The sequence below is a fragment of the Bacteroides caecigallinarum genome, assembly GCF_016902295.1.
GTDB classification, from domain to species: domain Bacteria; phylum Bacteroidota; class Bacteroidia; order Bacteroidales; family Bacteroidaceae; genus Phocaeicola; species Phocaeicola caecigallinarum_A.
Genome location: NZ_JACJLQ010000012.1, coordinates 12,026 through 28,061, shown reverse-complemented (window position 1 = coordinate 28,061; position 16,036 = coordinate 12,026). Strand labels below are relative to the sequence as shown.

General features: G+C 39.8%; 16 protein-coding genes. 6 read left to right on the top strand and 10 right to left on the bottom strand.

Translation table 11 applies throughout. The features are described from left to right. Window positions 1–119: 119 nt before the first annotated feature. The 10 genes from H6A27_RS05610 to H6A27_RS05565 all read right to left on the bottom strand — a co-directional run bounded on the left by H6A27_RS05610 (window position 120) and on the right by H6A27_RS05565 (window position 9,065). Window positions 120–1,631: a DNA cytosine methyltransferase gene (locus H6A27_RS05610; RefSeq protein ID WP_239469586.1), complete on the bottom strand. Its 1,512-nt coding sequence runs from the start codon at window positions 1,629–1,631 to the stop codon at window positions 120–122. Beyond that, on the bottom strand, window positions 1,609–2,619 hold the full coding sequence (locus H6A27_RS05605) for a DNA cytosine methyltransferase (RefSeq protein ID WP_204507997.1): 1,011 nt from the start codon (window positions 2,617–2,619) through the stop codon (window positions 1,609–1,611). The genes H6A27_RS05610 and H6A27_RS05605 overlap by 23 nt, the downstream gene beginning before the upstream one ends. Before the next feature lie 122 nt (window positions 2,620–2,741). Next, the gene (locus H6A27_RS05600; protein WP_204507996.1) at window positions 2,742–3,695 is read right to left on the bottom strand and encodes a HaeIII family restriction endonuclease; all 954 of its coding nucleotides are present in this window, start codon (window positions 3,693–3,695) and stop codon (window positions 2,742–2,744) included. Between the two features lie 18 nt (window positions 3,696–3,713). Further along, on the bottom strand, window positions 3,714–5,078 hold the full coding sequence (locus tag H6A27_RS05595; RefSeq protein ID WP_204507995.1) for a dipeptidase: 1,365 nt from the start codon (window positions 5,076–5,078) through the stop codon (window positions 3,714–3,716). Window positions 5,079–5,080: 2 nt separating this feature from the next. Then, complete coding sequence (gene aroC, locus H6A27_RS05590; RefSeq protein ID WP_204507994.1) at window positions 5,081–6,160, bottom strand: chorismate synthase; 1,080 nt, start codon at window positions 6,158–6,160, stop codon at window positions 5,081–5,083. Window positions 6,161–6,349: 189 nt separating this feature from the next. Further along, window positions 6,350–7,285 (bottom strand): TPM domain-containing protein, encoded by a 936-nt coding sequence (locus H6A27_RS05585; protein ID WP_204507993.1) that lies wholly within the window; start codon window positions 7,283–7,285, stop codon window positions 6,350–6,352. Between the two features lie 7 nt (window positions 7,286–7,292). Beyond that, entirely contained in the window at window positions 7,293–7,880 is a 588-nt protein-coding gene (locus tag H6A27_RS05580; protein ID WP_204401276.1) for a LemA family protein, read from the bottom strand. 170 nt (window positions 7,881–8,050) lie between these two features. Further along, on the bottom strand, window positions 8,051–8,311 hold the full coding sequence (locus H6A27_RS05575) for a hypothetical protein (protein ID WP_204507992.1): 261 nt from the start codon (window positions 8,309–8,311) through the stop codon (window positions 8,051–8,053). Between the two features lie 12 nt (window positions 8,312–8,323). Beyond that, on the bottom strand, window positions 8,324–8,695 hold the full coding sequence (locus H6A27_RS05570) for a phage holin family protein (RefSeq protein ID WP_204401272.1): 372 nt from the start codon (window positions 8,693–8,695) through the stop codon (window positions 8,324–8,326). A gap of 166 nt (window positions 8,696–8,861) precedes the next feature. Further along, a complete protein-coding gene (locus H6A27_RS05565) occupies window positions 8,862–9,065 on the bottom strand; it encodes a YtxH domain-containing protein (RefSeq protein WP_204401270.1) in 204 nt (67 codons plus the stop codon). 301 nt (window positions 9,066–9,366) lie between these two features. On the opposite strand from H6A27_RS05565, the gene H6A27_RS05560 reads away from it, so the two are divergent. The 6 genes from H6A27_RS05560 to thrS all read left to right on the top strand — a co-directional run bounded on the left by H6A27_RS05560 (window position 9,367) and on the right by thrS (window position 16,024). After that, window positions 9,367–9,870 (top strand): SPOR domain-containing protein, encoded by a 504-nt coding sequence (locus H6A27_RS05560; protein WP_204401269.1) that lies wholly within the window; start codon window positions 9,367–9,369, stop codon window positions 9,868–9,870. A gap of 112 nt (window positions 9,871–9,982) precedes the next feature. Continuing rightward, window positions 9,983–10,933 (top strand): PCMD domain-containing protein, encoded by a 951-nt coding sequence (locus tag H6A27_RS05555; protein ID WP_204507991.1) that lies wholly within the window; start codon window positions 9,983–9,985, stop codon window positions 10,931–10,933. A gap of 71 nt (window positions 10,934–11,004) precedes the next feature. After that, window positions 11,005–11,421, top strand: coding sequence for a Holliday junction resolvase RuvX (ruvX, locus tag H6A27_RS05550; protein WP_204401265.1), 417 nt, complete (start codon window positions 11,005–11,007; stop codon window positions 11,419–11,421). 21 nt (window positions 11,422–11,442) lie between these two features. Then, window positions 11,443–11,997, top strand: coding sequence for a peptide deformylase (gene def, locus H6A27_RS05545; RefSeq protein ID WP_204401263.1), 555 nt, complete (start codon window positions 11,443–11,445; stop codon window positions 11,995–11,997). Further along, window positions 11,994–13,994 carry a tetratricopeptide repeat protein gene (locus H6A27_RS05540; RefSeq protein WP_204507990.1) on the top strand — a complete coding sequence of 667 codons (2,001 nt, stop codon included), beginning with the start codon at window positions 11,994–11,996 and terminating at the stop codon, window positions 13,992–13,994. Before def ends, H6A27_RS05540 begins: the two co-directional genes overlap by 4 nt. Before the next feature lie 89 nt (window positions 13,995–14,083). After that, window positions 14,084–16,024: a threonine--tRNA ligase gene (gene thrS, locus H6A27_RS05535; protein WP_204507989.1), complete on the top strand. Its 1,941-nt coding sequence runs from the start codon at window positions 14,084–14,086 to the stop codon at window positions 16,022–16,024. Window positions 16,025–16,036 lie beyond the last annotated feature (12 nt).

The window sequence follows — 16,036 nt, the reverse complement described above, 5'->3', positions numbered from 1 at the left end:
ATACTCAAGTTTCGGTCATACCGGAACTTGAGTAAATTGTAATTTATTTTTTATACTGTAAAATCTTATTGATATTTTTTTGTATGGGGTAGGTTCGTTTAAAAACAAATCATTATGTTTTAATCAGTCTCTTCTATAGTGTTTAATTTAATAAGTTCAGAGAGAATTGTATCAGTAAATGTATGCCAAATATTCAAGTGAATGGGCTTGTAGTTTTTAAATAATTGTTTTACATACTCTATTTCAAATATAATCCGATAATCATTATCAAGACATTCAGGATGAATTTCTTGTTTCGTACCTATTCTGGCTGTCTTGATTATGTATAAATCCTTTATTCCTCTTCCTTTTATATATGGCATAAAGTAAAAGAGATTTTTTAGGTTAATAGTCGAAGGAAAGTTCTTACCTGTATAATATTTTTTTGCAGATTTGTCAAGATATACACTGAGGTTCTCTTTTGAAATAATACTGATTAAGACATGTTTTTCCATGTTAAGATTATAAATATTATTCCCAATCAGTTTGTTTATGATACCATAGGAATATTGTGCTGCAATATTGTTGACAGGTATTTTTTTTATATGTTGGGCATTGGTTAAAATTGGAATTCGATTACCTGCAATACAATCTGAAAAAGCCCTTTTTATTTGAATAGCAATTTGTTTTGCTAATCGTGGTGGTACTGCATTACCGACCATCTTATATCCATCTTTAATGTCTGAGTATTTAAAGATGAAATTATCAGGGAATGTTTGTATCCTGGCACATTCTCTTACACTTAATCTTCTATATAGATTTTCATATCCTTTTGCGAAAGAACGTTTATTATCTGATTCGTATACCATTTTAGGAGCTTGGGGATGTTGTGGAGTATTTCTTGCTTGTGCTTGAATTGTAAATGAAGGTTCATCCCATGATCTTACTCTGTTTCTTGACATATATTTGCTGTCATAATTACCGTTGAAAGTATCATGATTAGGACGTTGTTGATTTATTATTACAATTTCATTGTTATAATAAATGGGTTCTTCTTTAATATCTCCAATGGCTTGACGAAGTGTAATAGGTGAACTGTTTATTGCATCAGGGAACTTAAAATTATTTTTAAGGTCTTTTCTTATTCCAATGAAGAAAACACGAAATCTATCCTGAGGTATTCTGTAATTCGCAGCATTTAAAATTTCATAATTAATTTTATAACCGGCTTCTTTCAGTAATCTAATGAACATATTCAAAGACTCTTTATGTTTATCATCTAATATGCCTTGAACATTTTCAATTACGAAAAATTTTGGTTGTTTTTCTTTGACAATTCTAATGTACTCGAGAAATACTTGACCTCGAGGATCATTAAGTCCTAACTGTTTACCACCTTCACTCCAGGCTTGACATGGTGGTCCTCCTATAATTCCGTCACATTCAGGAATATCTGTTCCTTTAATGTTTCTTATATCAGAGGCGTTCAATATTGTATTAGGGTGATTGAGACTGTAAGTTTCATGTATGGTCTTATCAAATTCATTCGCCCATATTACGTTGAATCCAGCCATTTCAAATCCTAAGTCAAGACCACCACATCCGGCAAAAAGTGAAACTATATTCATATTAATTTTGATAATATATGCCATGCTTATCAAGTGTAGCACGAATACTCATGGCTACATGGTAAGCAAGATTTACAGGAACAGCGTTTCCTATCATTTTATAACCAATGTTGACATCCGTATAAAGAAATACGTAGTCGTCGGGGAATGTTTGTACTCTTGCAACTTCACGCACAGACATTCTTCTATACAAATGTTCTTTGCCCGGAACAAATATTTGTTCGTTTTTCCCAATTTTTATCATTTTAGGAGCCTGAGGATGTAATTGGCATTGACGACCACTTGCTTGGACTGTGAATCCTGGTTCGTCCCAGCTTCTTACTCTATTACGTGACATGAAGATTGGAGAGTATGCACCAATAAAATATTCATGATTTGGAACAACACACTTGTCTCCATTTGTTTTATTCTTTTCAAGAGCAGGAATTGCGTTATCTTTTAAATCCCAAATATATTCACGTAGAACAGGTTTATGTTTGCATGGAGTGGGATATTCAAAATCATGAATATTTAAGTCCTTACGAAATCCAATATAAAATACTCTATCCCGATCTTCAGGAACATCAAAATCATTGGCATTTAACATTTTAAGATTAACATCATAACCTGCTTCATCAAATAGTTTCATGAAACCTTGAACTGCTTCAGAATGACGTTTTGCTAACATGCCTGAAACATTTTCTGCTACAAAGAATAATGGTTGGGTTGCTTTCAAAATTCTAATGTATTCGTAGAATAACTGACCACGTGCATCTTCTATACCTCTAAGACTGCCAGCTTCGCTCCAAGATTGACAAGGAGGACCGCCTATTATACCTGTGATGTGTTCTGGGAACTCACTTTCTTTTACATTTCTAATATCACCTTCAATAAGATAGGTGTTAGGGAAATTAGCTTTAAATGTCGGGCATATTTTGGGGTCAAATTCGTTCGCAATAACTGTACGAAAACCGGCATTGTGAAAGCCTTTGTCAAGTCCTCCGGCACCGGAAAATAAACTGATAAGATTCATTTTTATAGGTATGTTTTTTCTTTATGGAATATAAATGTTTTGTTGTAATTAATATGGTTTACCTTAATGTAGAATTACAATGATTAAAACCGATATAAAAGAAATTTTTATAAACAAATTTTTTACCATCTGCAGTTATATTTTATATTGACATCACTTGGCATACCGACAATTTGAATATCAAACTTCAACGAGGTTTCAATTAAATCTTTAGCATTATGTATTCTAAATGAAAATTGCCATCCATTATCAAAACACATAATAACAGTTGTTTTACTCCGAGGCTTAAATCCAATGTGTAAAAGGTTTGTAGGTAAGTTTATAACAGGAACTTTAATTTTAGGTTCTTCTACTTTGCTTGGACGATTTAATGTTCCATATATATTGAATGATTGGATAGTTGTCAACCGTTTGCTGTCAATGCTTATAACCTTATAGAAATCATATTTGCTTAAAAGGTACTCTATCATTCTTTTTGGAATATTTTTGTTTTTATTGACCTGTAGAGTTATTTCTTTTACAAAAGCATTTAGAAGAGGAAGATACACTTGATCTTCTTTTGATTTAAGATCACGGAAAAGAGTTCCTTTGTTTTTTTCTTCTTCCAAGAAATCAAAAGTAGGTTTAATATTATCCCAATAGGTCTTTGAACATGGAACTCCATACCATTTTGTTCCAAAATCCAATGTTTTAGCTATACGACTGTGTTTCACTGCCATATGATTGTGCTTTATACTCAAGCCTATTTCCCAGATTATATCCTGTCTTTCAATGATTATATCCCGTACATCTGCTTCTTCTCCTCGTCTGTCAATTTGTATATAAAGGTTTACTTCATCGGAACTTATTTCAATAATATTGGGTTCAAGTGCGAATATAGTATCAATTGTAGAGTTTGCACTAAGTGTATAAAGGCTTTTTTCTGCAATACTAAGTGTATTCCATGCATTTTCAGCCGCATCATAGCTGCTATTTCTTATAATTTTTGCTTTACGGATTTTAGAAATTGCATTAAATAAAGAATGTAAGCATATAAATTCATATGCTCTTCCTTGATTATTGCTTGTATTACTCATTTTGTCTTTATTTAAAGTTCATAGCTGACCGCTGTATTCCTTATGGAACTCAACCACTGCTTCAATTCCTTTTCGGAATATGTCGAGAGGGAAATTCTCGTTTGGCGAATGGATGGCGTTGCTTTCAAGTCCGAATCCCATCAGCACTGTCTTTATTCCAAGAATCTGTTCGAAATCGCTTATGATAGGAATACTTCCTCCGCGGCGCACTGCCAACGGTTTCTTGCCGAAAGCTTTTTCGAATCCCTTCTCGGCTGCCTTATATGCAGGAAGGGTGATAGGGCATACATAGCCTTCGCCACCATGCATAGGTGTTACTTTCACCTGCACGTATTCAGGAGCTATTTCGTTGATATAGTCAACAAACAACTGCGAAATCTTTTCGTGGTTCTGGTGAGGTACAAGTCGGCACGAAACTTTTGCGTATGCCTTCGACGGAAGCACAGTCTTTGAGCCTTCGTCAGTATATCCTCCCCAGATACCGCATACGTCGAACGATGGGCGGCAGCTGTTGCGCTCGAGTGTAGAATAGCCTTTTTCTCCCTTCAACGCTTTGACTCCGATAGCTTTCATGTATTTACCTTCGTCGAACGGGATACTTGCTATCATCTTGCGTTCTTCAGCAGGTACGTCCTCAACATCATCGTAGAAATGAGGAACGGTGATGCGTCCGTCGGTATCAGTAATCTTGTCTATCATGCTGCACAATATGTTGATAGGATTTGCCACGGCACCGCCGAAGTGTCCTGAATGCAGGTCGCGGTTAGGACCTGTGACTTCTATCTCCCAATATGCCAGTCCGCGAAGTCCTGTAGTGAGTGACGGAAGATCCTTGCCAAGCATACTTGTATCCGACACTAATATCACGTCAGCTTTCAGCAGTTCCTTGTGTTCTTTGAGGAATGCATTCAGACTTGGTGAACCTATTTCCTCTTCTCCTTCGAAAATGAATTTTACGTTGTGTTTCAATAGTCCTTCGCGCACCATATATTCGAATGCCTTGGCCTGAATCATAGCTTGACCTTTGTCGTCGTCGGCACCTCTGGCCCAGATGTGTCCGTCCCTTATTTCCGGTTCAAACGGGTTGCTTTTCCAAAGTTCAAGAGGTTCGGCAGGCATCACGTCGTAGTGTGAATATATCAGTACGGTAGGAGCGTCAGGACTGACTCTCTTTTCAGCATATACCAGTGGGTTGCCTTTCGATGGCATTATCATGGCCTCGTCTGCGCCCGCTTCGATGAGTAGCTGTCTCCATCTTTCGGCGCATGCCAGCATGTCTTCCTTATGCTGTGGCAGGGCACTGATGCTCGGTATGCGTATCAGACTGAAAAGTTCGTCGATGAAACGCTGTTCGTTTTCTTCAATGTATTTCTTTATTTCCATGGTTATAGAGTGGTTGTTTTGTTTAACAGATAATAATCGAGTATGGTCATGGCTGCCATAGCTTCCACTATAGGTACTGCCCTCGGGAGTACGCACGGGTCATGTCGTCCTCTCGCTTTAAGGATTGTTTCGTTGCCGTCTTTGTCCACAGTGGGCTGTTCCATGAGCACTGTTGCAACCGGCTTGAAAGCAACCTTGAAGTAAATGTCCTGTCCGTTGCTTATACCGCCTTGAATACCTCCGGAGCGGTTTGTGCGGAAAGCTATCTTGCCATTGTCGTTATAGAAAATGTCATTCTGCTGGCTGCCTTTCATGTTCATGCTGCCGAATCCCTGTCCGTATTCGAATCCTTTTGCGGCGTTTATTGAAAGCATGGCATTTCCGAGTGCGGCATGTAGTTTTCCGAATACAGGTTGTCCCAGACCGATGGGGCATCCCTTGATTACGCAGTCCACGGTTCCTCCTATGGTGTCGCCTTCACCCTTTATCTTGAAAATAAGGTCGGCCATTGTCTTTGCCATTTCCGGGTCCGGACATCTTACCGGATTCTTTTCAATCTCGCTTAAATCGTATGAATTATAGTCTTTTTCGAGTTTCAGCTCACCAACCTGCGAAGTATATGCCGTAATCTCAACTCCAAGTTGCTTCAGAGCCAATTTAGCCAATGCTCCTGCCACAACTCTTGAGATTGTTTCTCGGGCTGACGAACGACCTCCTCCGCGATGGTCGCGCAGTCCGTATTTCTGAGTATATGTGAAATCGGCATGCGACGGACGGAATACATCCTTCATATTGTCATAGTCGCTTGAGTGTTGGTTGGTGTTCCATACCATGAAACCTATAGGGCATCCAGTAGATATTCCGTCGTATATTCCTGACAGAAATTCCACCTGATCCGATTCTTTGCGAGCGGTTGTTATGGCGGATTGTCCCGGTTTTCTTCTGTCGAGTTCTTTCTGGATGAAATCCATATCTATATGTATTCCTGCAGGGAAGCCGTCTATTACTCCTCCTATGCCTTTTCCGTGAGATTCGCCGAAGCTTGTCAGACGGAATATATTTCCAAATGTGTTGTTGTACATTGTATCTTGTTCTATTATATTAATGTATTTGTGGTTAGTTGATTCCCAAACTTACAGCCGAAATAATCCGGCAAATTTGTCTTCAAACTATAGTGTGTAATGCGTCAAACTATAGTGTGTAGTGCGTCAAACTTAAGTGTGAAGAGCTGCATACTATAGTTTGCAGAAGGAAGTGTAAGTACTAACGGATTAGAATTTACTTCCGGCACCACCGCCGCCGAAGCTACCACCACCGAAACTTCCTCCACCGAAGCCACCGCCTCCAAAGCCGCCGCCTCGTCCGAATCCTCCTCCCATGAAGATACCTCCACCGAATGGTCCGCTTCGTCGTCCGTGATGATGGTTGTTTTCATCGTCCACACGCTGTTCTTTGCGTACGTAGTGTCCGCAGTTTGAGCAGCATGACACTATTTCTTCGATATGGTATGTAGGATATTTGCCTATGGTGCGTCTGGAAATGACTTTCATTGTCTGTTTGTGGCATTGCGGACAGCGTCTCTGCCTGCGGATGTTAAGCCATAGATAGAACATTGTAAATCCAATGACACCGAAAAGCAGTAGGAATAGCAGCCAGGAATCTTCGCCTGAGCCGGAATTTGGGTTGTCCGGAGATCCGCTTTCTCCATCAAGGTATCCTCTGACGGCTTTTATTCCGGCAAGCATTCCTGCATCCCAATTGCCTTGCGAGAATGCCTTGTTCATGTATCTCACCTGTATTTTCTTGCAGATAGCATCTGGCAGTACAGCTTCAAGTCCGTATCCTGTGGCAAACTGTATGCAGCGTTCGCCGGTTACGAGGAGTATCACCAATCCGTTGTCCTTTTCCTTTTGTCCTACTCCGTTTTCCTGACCGAGGCGGTATGCGAAATCAAAACAATCGCCGCCTTCAATTTGTTCTACGGCTACTACAAGAACCTGTATTCCTGTCTTCTGCTCCAGTGAAAAAAGTGTGGTGTCTATGGCGGCGACAGTAGAGGCGGAAAGAATATTGTCAGGATTGCTGACGTAGCGTGTACGGTCCATAAGATGTACCATTGGGACATCTTCTACCTTATATTCTTTTGCAGCTACCGTCATGCAGCAACACAATGCGAGCAGTATTGCTACGAAATGCAGTTTTCTCATAGTTTTATCAGAATTTTACTTCAGGCGCTTTTTCGGAACCTTCGGCTGCTTCGAAATATGGGCGTTTCTCGAATCCGAAAAGTCCGGCTATGATGTTTTTAGGGAAGCGGCGGATAGTTGTGTTGTAAGCCTTTGCTGTCTCGTTGAATTTTCTGCGTTCAACGCTGATTCTGTTTTCTGTGCCTTCGAGCTGTGCCTGCAAAGCCTGGAAGTTTTCGTTGGCTTTAAGGTCAGGATAGTTTTCTGTTATGGCAAGCAGTCGGCCAAGCGCTGCACCTATCTCGCCTTGTGCGCGCTGGTATGCCTGAAGCTTTTCAGGTGTGAGGTCGTCAATGCTTACAGTGTTTTGTGTGGCTTTTGCCCTTGCTGATACCACTGCGTCGAGTGTCTCTTTCTCGTGTGCGGCATAACCTTTTACTGTGTTTACCAGGTTAGGAATCAGGTCGGCTCTCCGCTGATACTGGTTTTCAACATTGCTCCATGCCGTGCTTACTGTTTCGTCCTGTGAAACCAATGAGTTGTAAGTAGAAATGCTGTATAATACTGCGATTACAATGACAGCTATCACAGTGATTATTTTCCAATTTTTTTTCATAAGAATTTAATTGTTTGTTGTTATATAATTAAGAATTACTGCACAAACATAATAAAAATAACATTTGCCGCTACTGATATTTTAGTTTTTATAATGTTAGTTTAGTTATAATTATCCGGTACTTGCCAGTAAATGTTTTCTGAAAATTACCGGATAATCATGTCTTTCGTTTAAGTCTTGTTGTATTTTTTTCTTGAAAAAACAGCCCTGAGCCTTTTATATATTTTCACTCCGGTCATGATTCCATCGTATGCGGCCATACCGGTATTGAAATGGTGCATCATCAGGTCCATTTTGTTTTTTGCTTCCGGCGGGGAGAATAAATTCTGTGTCAGTTCCTGTATTTTTTTCTTCGAAGCACTTAGTTCTGACTTTTTGTTGTTTTTTCTTTCCGTAATGTCCTGTATGCTGTATTTGGTGTTATTGTTCATGATAGTGGTATGTTAAGAGTTAGTTCCATCTTTATCTTCAAGGAAAAGTTTCGCAAGGAAGTTTACCATAGGTTGGAAAATAATTTTTTTCCTCAGTGCGTAGATTACAATTCCTATTATTAATATGCAGCACCCGATAATGGCGTAACTTGCAATTATGTTGTTGACAAACGAATCTATTGTATATACCAGCATGAATGAAAAATAGAATAAAGCTGTCATGCCCAATACTATGAGGATACATATCAGTATGAGTGTGGAAATCAGTATCGTCAGTTTCTCTACCAGGTCAAGTTTTATGTATTGTCCCTGAAGCTCTATGTATTTCTTTATTTCTTTGAATAACGCTTCCAGATTGTCAATGCTTTTATCGTTGGCAAACATATTTGTTTCTTTACTTTGCGATTAATAAAAAAGGGAAATTTAAAAGGAAGTTCCGTCAGTCGCATTGTGCGTGAGCGGCTTTTCCTTTTAAAATCCCTAGTGAGTTTTTCTCAATTCCTTAACTTGACAGACTTTTGTGCTACAGTCTGCCTGCCTGTTTGTCTTTTTACTCGGCATCTTTTACTTCTGCTGCAATCTGGTCAACCAAGTCTTCCATTTCAGCACGGTTCAGTCTGATTCCTTTCTGGCGAAGGATTTCAGCAATTTTTTTACGAGTGTCTTCGCCTTTTTCCGGAGCGAATAAGATTCCGGCTGCCGCACCAATGGCCAATCCGCCTAAGAATGCAGCTACAATGTTTAATGCTTTCATGATAATTATGTTTTATCTGTGTGTATGATGCTTTGAAAAAAAGTATTGTAGCTTAAAAACGGTTGTTAACCAGCAAACAGTACATTTATTTGCGGCATCATATACTGGTTTGTAATTTGGTTTCTACAAATCTAATAAAAAAGATTGTATTTTGTCTATCTTTGTCCGTAAAAAATTATCATTATATTTGAATAAGCGTATAATTAACTGTTTTTAACTGCAATGAAAGCTTTATATTAGTATTTTTGTCGCGCAAAGCAAAATAACGGAAATTTATAAATCAAATAAATATAAAAACGACATGAAAAAATTATTCGTATTAGGATTCGGATTGTGCCTTGTAATGGCATTTACTTCCTGTAAGTCGAGTGAGAGTGCTTATAAGAAAGCATACGAAAAAGCTAAACAGAACGAACTTGCTGAAGCCGCAAATAATCAGGAAGCTGTTGTGGAAACTGCCCCTGTTGTTGAGGCTGCTCCTGTAGTTCAGACTCCTGCTCCTGTTTCTCCTGCTCCTGTCCGTGAAGAAAAAGTTGAACTTGTTTCAGGCGACGGACTTAAGGCTTTCAGTGTAGTATGCGGTAGCTTTGGTGTTAAAGCCAATGCTGATGGCTTGAAATCTACACTTGATGGACAGGGTTACAATGCAAAAGTTGTATATAACGCAGAACGTAACATGTACCGCGTTATTGTAGCTTCTTTCGATACAAGAGAAGAGGCTGCCGCTGCAAGAGATGCTTTCAAGGCTAAATATCCTAACCGTCAGGATTTCCAGGGATCATGGTTGTTATACCGTGTATATTAATGTAGCATTTAGCTCGGATTTATTATCCTAATTATCATATTATAAGCGATGGCATATCTGCTATCGCTTTTTTTTGTACATTTGTAACTCGATTTTTGTTTATTATTAAATTATGAATAGGTATTACGTTTGTATAATTTGCGCTATGCTTGCTGTGTCGGCTATGGCGCAGGAAAAATTCGAATTGTTCAAATATGGTGATATGGACCATTGGATTACGAGGCGTATTGAAGAATCTGCGATTATCGGTGGAAATGTAAAATATCTGTATGAGCTTGGTCCTGAAAAGAAAATTGACGGTAACGAACCTTATGTTAACCAAGATGGGTGTCCGTGGGGAAACTCAAATATTATGGCCAAAGTAGTGGGAATAGTAAAGACTAACACAAGTGTATATCCTGAGAAAAGGAACTCTGGAAAATGTGCCCGTCTTGAGACTCACATCGAAAGCGTAAAGGTTCTGGGAATAGTTAATATAACGGTTCTTGCATCTGGCTCAATGTTTCTTGGTGATATAAAGGAGCCTATTACCGGAACAAAAGATGGTGAGAAGGCATTGAACTGTGGTGTGCCTTTTACGAAACGCCCGAAAGCAATCCGTTATGATTATAAAGTCAAGGCTTCAGGCGCACAGGATAGGATACGTATGACAGGTTTCAGCAAGAAGTCGGTGGTGAAAGGTAAAGATGCTGCTATAATGGTATGTTTCCTCCAGAAAAGGACAGAGGATGCCGAAGGTAATATCATAGCAAAACGAATAGGAACTGCTGCTGTGAAATATACAGCTTCGTCTGACTGGGTAGATGGCGCCACTTACGAAATAATGTATGGCGATATAACGAAAGACAGCAGATATGTACCTGAGCTTATGGCGCTCGGAACCGGCGGATATCATGCCAGAAACAGTAAAGGAGAAAGCGTTATGATAAAGGAAACTGGATGGGCTGACAAGGATGAAACTCCTACACACCTGATTGTTCAGTTCACTTCAAGTATAGGCGGAGCTTATGTGGGTTCGCCTGGAAATACTCTGTGGCTTGACAATGTAGGACTTGTGTATTAATCGTATCGTAGGATTTTTTAAGTTATATATATAATGTGGTAATGAATTAATTTGTAAATTTGCTGCCACTTATGAGTCGAATTTTAGCTATAGATTATGGACGTAAGCGTACCGGGCTTGCAGTGACGGACCCGATGCAGATTATTGCAAGCGGGCTTACTACTGTGCCTACACACGAACTGGCAGATTTCATAAAGAATTATGTCGGCAAGGAAAAAGTCGAGCGTATTATCATTGGTCACCCCCGGCAGATGAATTATGAGGATTCGGAAAACATGAAGAACATAATTCCATTTGTAAACAGACTGAAAAAAATGCTGCCTGACATTCCTGTGGAATTTGTGGATGAAAGGTTTACTTCCGTGTTGGCTCATCAGGCTATGCTGGCTGGTGGACTTAAAAAGAAGGACAGGCAGAACAAGGCTTTGGTGGACGAAATCAGTGCGACTATAATTCTGCAGTCGTATCTTGAATCGCGAAAATATTAATAACTTAATAAAAATATAAAGATGATTTTACCTATTTACGTATATGGCCAACCTGTTTTACGTCAGGAGGCAGAAGATATAACACCCGATTATCCTAATCTGAAAGAATTGATTGCAAACATGTTTGAGACAATGGACCGTGCCGATGGTGTAGGTCTTGCAGCTCCACAGATAGGTTTGCCTATTCGTGTTGTAGTAATAAACCTTGATGTTCTTTCGGATGATATGCCTGAGTTCAAGGATTTCCGTAAGGCTTACATTAATGCTCATATTATAGAAACAGGAGAGGAAATGGTATCTATGGAAGAAGGTTGCCTGAGTCTGCCTGGAGTACATGAAAGTGTTAAACGACCTGACAAAATACATGTCACTTATCTTGACGAAGACCTTAATCCGCACGATGAATGGGTTGAAGGTTATCTTGCAAGAGTAATGCAGCATGAGTTCGACCATTTGGACGGTACGATGTTCATCGACCATCTGTCTCCACTTAGAAAACAGATGATAAAAGGAAAACTGAACAAAATGGTTGAAGGAAAAGCCCGTTGTGCTTACAAGGTGAAGACTGTAAAATGATAAGAAAGCTTCTATACATATTATATATAGGCTTGATGTTGCCTGTTGTTTCCCTGTCACAAATCAATACTGACAGGGTTATGACAATAGGTAAGAACGCTCTCTATTTCGAAGATTATGTATTGTCAATACAATATTTTAATCAGGTAATCAATGCTAAACCATATCTGGCTGAACCGTTCTTTTATCGTGGACTGGCAAAGCTGAACTTGGATGACCTGCAGGGGGCGGAGGCCGATTGTACCCAGTCTATCGAACGAAATCCGTTCGTGGCAAATACTTATCAGATAAGGGGAATCTCAAGAATACGCCAGGATAATTTTGATGGCGCGATAGCCGATTACCGTAAGGCGTTGACTATCGAACCTGAGAATGAGGCGTTTTGGCATAATCTTATACTATGCAGAATTCAGAAAAAAGACTATTCTACCGCAAGAGCTGAACTGGATACCCTGATTTCTTTGTCGCCGAAATATACTGATGCTTATTTGATGCGTACTGAAGTGTCTTTGAAAATGAAAGATACGATTCAGGCTATGAAGGATGCCGACAGGGCTATCGAAATAGACCGGTATAATCCTGACCCGTGGGCTTCAAGAGCTGTTCTCTTTATGCAGCGCAGTAAATATGCCGAAGCTGAATCTGATTTCGATGAGGCGGCAAGACTTTCTTTTAAAAATTCCGGTATATATATAAGCAGGGCTTTGACCAGGTATTACCAGAACAATTTGCGCGGTGCTATGTCGGACTACGATATTGCGCTCGAGATAGATAAAAGCAATCTTATTGGACATTATAACCGTGGACTATTAAGAGCTCAAGTAGGAGATGACAATAGAGCAATTGAAGATTTTGACTTTGTCTTGAGTGTGGAACCAGACAATTTGATGGCCGCTTTCAACAGAGGATTGCTAAGAAGCAAAACAGGCGACTACAAAGGAGCTGTAGATGATTATACATCTGTGCTTGACGAATATCCGAACTTTATACCTGGCTACCAGTGTAGGGCAGAGGCGTATAGGAAAATGGGAGATTTGAGGAGGGCTGACGCAGACGAAGTAGTTGTGTTAAAGGCTCAGATTGAAGCACAGAACGGTAACAAGAATAATACGGCTTCGAACGACAAGACAAGAAAGAAGTCGGATAAGAATATGAATAACTACCGTAAGATAGTTGTCGCCGACAATGATGATACGGATAGCAAATACAGGACAAACTATCGTGGAAGGGTACAGGATAAGAATATCAATATACTACCTCAGCCTATGTTTGCGCTTACTTATTACGAACGCAAGGATGAGGTGAGACAACAGGTGAACTTCAGCAAACTTATTGCACAGATGAATGAGAAGCGTTTGTTCCCTAACAGGCTTATCATTACCAACAATGAAATGCCTCTTAGCGAATTGCAGGTAAAAGAACATTTCAATTCCATTGACCTCTTGTCGGCATCAATAGCCAATAATCCTGGTTATGCGTTGAACTATTATGCTCGTGCTTTGGATTTTTATCTTGTACAGGATTTTGATAATGCAATTAACGACCTGAATGAATGCATAAGTAGAGACAGTACTTTCTTCCCCGCATATTTCAGCCGTGCTTTGATTCATTACAAGGAATTGGAGTACAGAAAACGTGAAAAGAGTTTCGAAATTATGTTGACAGATGAAAAGACAGCTCAGGTTAAATCTTTGGATTATGCAAAAATACGCGAGGATCTGGATAAAGTGATTGAGCTGGCTCCTGATTTTGTATATGCTTATTATAACAGAGCTAACATACTGACTATAATGAAGGATTACAGAGGGGCTATCGCCGATTATAATAAAGTGTTGGAAATAGAGCCTAACCTTGCTGATGCTTATTTCAACAGGGGACTGACACATATTTTCCTTGGAAACAACCGGCTTGGAATACAGGATTTGAGTAAGGCGGGCGAGTTGGGAATTTTCTCGGCTTATAACATAATAAAACGCTTTACAGCTAAAGAAGAATAACATTTTATATCAAAAAGAAACCTATTAGAGAAACTTTTACTATTTTTGCGGATAAAACTGAGTAAAAATAAGATTAATATATAAAAATCATGATTAAGATAACTTTTCCGGATGGTTCAGTTCGTGAATATAACGAAGGCGTAACCGGTCTGCAGATTGCAGAAAGCATTAGCTCACGTCTGGCACAAGATGTGTTGGCGTGCAGCGTAAATGGAGAGACTATAGATTTAAGCCGTCCTATCAATGAGGACGCTGAGTTCGTTTTATATAAATGGGATGATGAACAGGGTAAACATGCTTTTTGGCATACCAGTGCCCACTTGCTTGCTGAAGCTCTTCAGGAATTATATCCTGGAATACAGTTCGGTATCGGTCCTGCCATAGAAAACGGTTTTTACTATGATGTGGATCCGGGAGAAGCAGTAATCAAGGAAGGTGACCTGCCTGCCATTGAAAAGAAAATGGCAGAACTGGCTGCTAAGAAAGAGACATTGGTTCGCGAAAGTATCTCTAAGGAAGATGCGTTGAAAATGTTTGGCGACAGAGGCGAAACTTACAAATGCGAACTTATCTCGGAACTTGAAGACGGTCATATCACAACATATACTCAGGGCGCATTTACAGACTTGTGCCGTGGTCCACACTTGACTTCTACAGCTCCAATCAAGGCTGTTAAACTTTTGTCGGTTGCCGGTGCTTACTGGAGAGGCCAGGAAGACCGTAAGCAGATGACACGTATCTACGGTATTTCTTTCCCTAAGAAGAAAATGCTTGATGAGTATCTGACTTTGTTGGAAGAGGCCAAGAAACGTGACCACCGTAAGATTGGTAAAGAAATGGACTTGTTCATGTTCTCTGATACAGTAGGTAAGGGTTTGCCTATGTGGTTGCCAAAGGGTACAGCTCTACGTATACGTCTGCAGGACTTCTTGCGTCGTATCCAGTCAAGATATGACTATCAGGAAGTAATGTGCCCGCCAATCGGTAACAAACTTCTTTATGTCACTTCTGGACACTATGCTAAATACGGTAAGGATTCATTCCAGCCAATACACACTCCGGAAGAAGGAGAGGAGTACTTCCTGAAACCGATGAACTGTCCTCATCACTGTATGATATATAAGAACTCTCCACGTTCTTATCGTGACCTGCCTTTGCGTATCGCAGAATTCGGTACTGTATGTCGTTATGAACAGAGCGGTGAGTTGCACGGATTGACTCGTGTACGTAGCTTTACTCAGGATGACGCTCACCTGTTCTGCCGTCCTGACCAGGTAAAAGACGAGTTCTTGCGTGTAATGGATATCATTTCAATCGTGTTCACTTCTATGGGACTTGAAAACTTTGAGGCTCAGATTTCATTGAGAGATAAAGTGAACCGCGAAAAATATATCGGATCGGAAGAAAACTGGGAAAAAGCTGAACAGGCTATTATCGAAGCTTGTCAGGAAAAAGGATTACCTGCAAAAATCGAATATGGTGAAGCTGCTTTCTATGGTCCTAAACTTGACTTTATGGTAAAGGACGCACTCGGACGCCGTTGGCAGTTGGGTACAATTCAGGTGGACTATAACTTGCCTGAACGTTTCCAATTGGAATATATGGGTTCTGACAACCAGAAACACCGTCCGGTAATGATTCACCGTGCACCTTTCGGATCAATGGAACGTTTCGTTGCAGTTCTTATCGAACATACAGCAGGTAAGTTCCCATTGTGGTTGACTCCTGATCAGGTAGCAATTCTTCCTATTTCTGAAAAATTCAATGAATATGCGGATAAGGTTCGTATGGAACTCAAGAAATATGACATCCGTGCTTTGGTTGACGACAGAAACGAAAAGATTGGCCGCAAGATACGTGATAACGAAATGAAACGTATTCCTTACATGCTTATCGTAGGTGAGAAAGAAGCTGAAAATGGTGAAGTTGCTGTAAGAAAACAGGGTGAAGGCGACAAAGGAAGCATGAAAATCGAAGATTTTGCAAAAAATATTGCAGAAGAAGTTCATAATATGATAAATAAATGGTAACTTTGCAACCGT

Coding starts and splice junctions, on each gene's coding strand:
- H6A27_RS05605 (WP_204507997.1), bottom strand. CDS start 2,619: ATGAATCTTATCAGTTTATTTTCCGGTGCCGGAGGACTTGACAAAGGC.
- H6A27_RS05600 (WP_204507996.1), bottom strand. CDS start 3,695: ATGAGTAATACAAGCAATAATCAAGGAAGAGCATATGAATTTATATGC.
- H6A27_RS05565 (WP_204401270.1), bottom strand. CDS start 9,065: ATGAAAGCATTAAACATTGTAGCTGCATTCTTAGGCGGATTGGCCATT.
- H6A27_RS05570 (WP_204401272.1), bottom strand. CDS start 8,695: ATGTTTGCCAACGATAAAAGCATTGACAATCTGGAAGCGTTATTCAAA.
- H6A27_RS05540 (WP_204507990.1), top strand. CDS start 11,994: ATGATAAGAAAGCTTCTATACATATTATATATAGGCTTGATGTTGCCT.
- thrS (WP_204507989.1), top strand. CDS start 14,084: ATGATTAAGATAACTTTTCCGGATGGTTCAGTTCGTGAATATAACGAA.
- H6A27_RS05585 (WP_204507993.1), bottom strand. CDS start 7,285: ATGAGAAAACTGCATTTCGTAGCAATACTGCTCGCATTGTGTTGCTGC.
- ruvX (WP_204401265.1), top strand. CDS start 11,005: ATGAGTCGAATTTTAGCTATAGATTATGGACGTAAGCGTACCGGGCTT.
- H6A27_RS05610 (WP_239469586.1), bottom strand. CDS start 1,631: ATGGCATATATTATCAAAATTAATATGAATATAGTTTCACTTTTTGCC.
- H6A27_RS05560 (WP_204401269.1), top strand. CDS start 9,367: ATGAAAAAATTATTCGTATTAGGATTCGGATTGTGCCTTGTAATGGCA.
- H6A27_RS05555 (WP_204507991.1), top strand. CDS start 9,983: ATGAATAGGTATTACGTTTGTATAATTTGCGCTATGCTTGCTGTGTCG.
- H6A27_RS05595 (WP_204507995.1), bottom strand. CDS start 5,078: ATGGAAATAAAGAAATACATTGAAGAAAACGAACAGCGTTTCATCGAC.
- H6A27_RS05580 (WP_204401276.1), bottom strand. CDS start 7,880: ATGAAAAAAAATTGGAAAATAATCACTGTGATAGCTGTCATTGTAATC.
- def (WP_204401263.1), top strand. CDS start 11,443: ATGATTTTACCTATTTACGTATATGGCCAACCTGTTTTACGTCAGGAG.
- aroC (WP_204507994.1), bottom strand. CDS start 6,160: ATGTACAACAACACATTTGGAAATATATTCCGTCTGACAAGCTTCGGC.
- H6A27_RS05575 (WP_204507992.1), bottom strand. CDS start 8,311: ATGAACAATAACACCAAATACAGCATACAGGACATTACGGAAAGAAAA.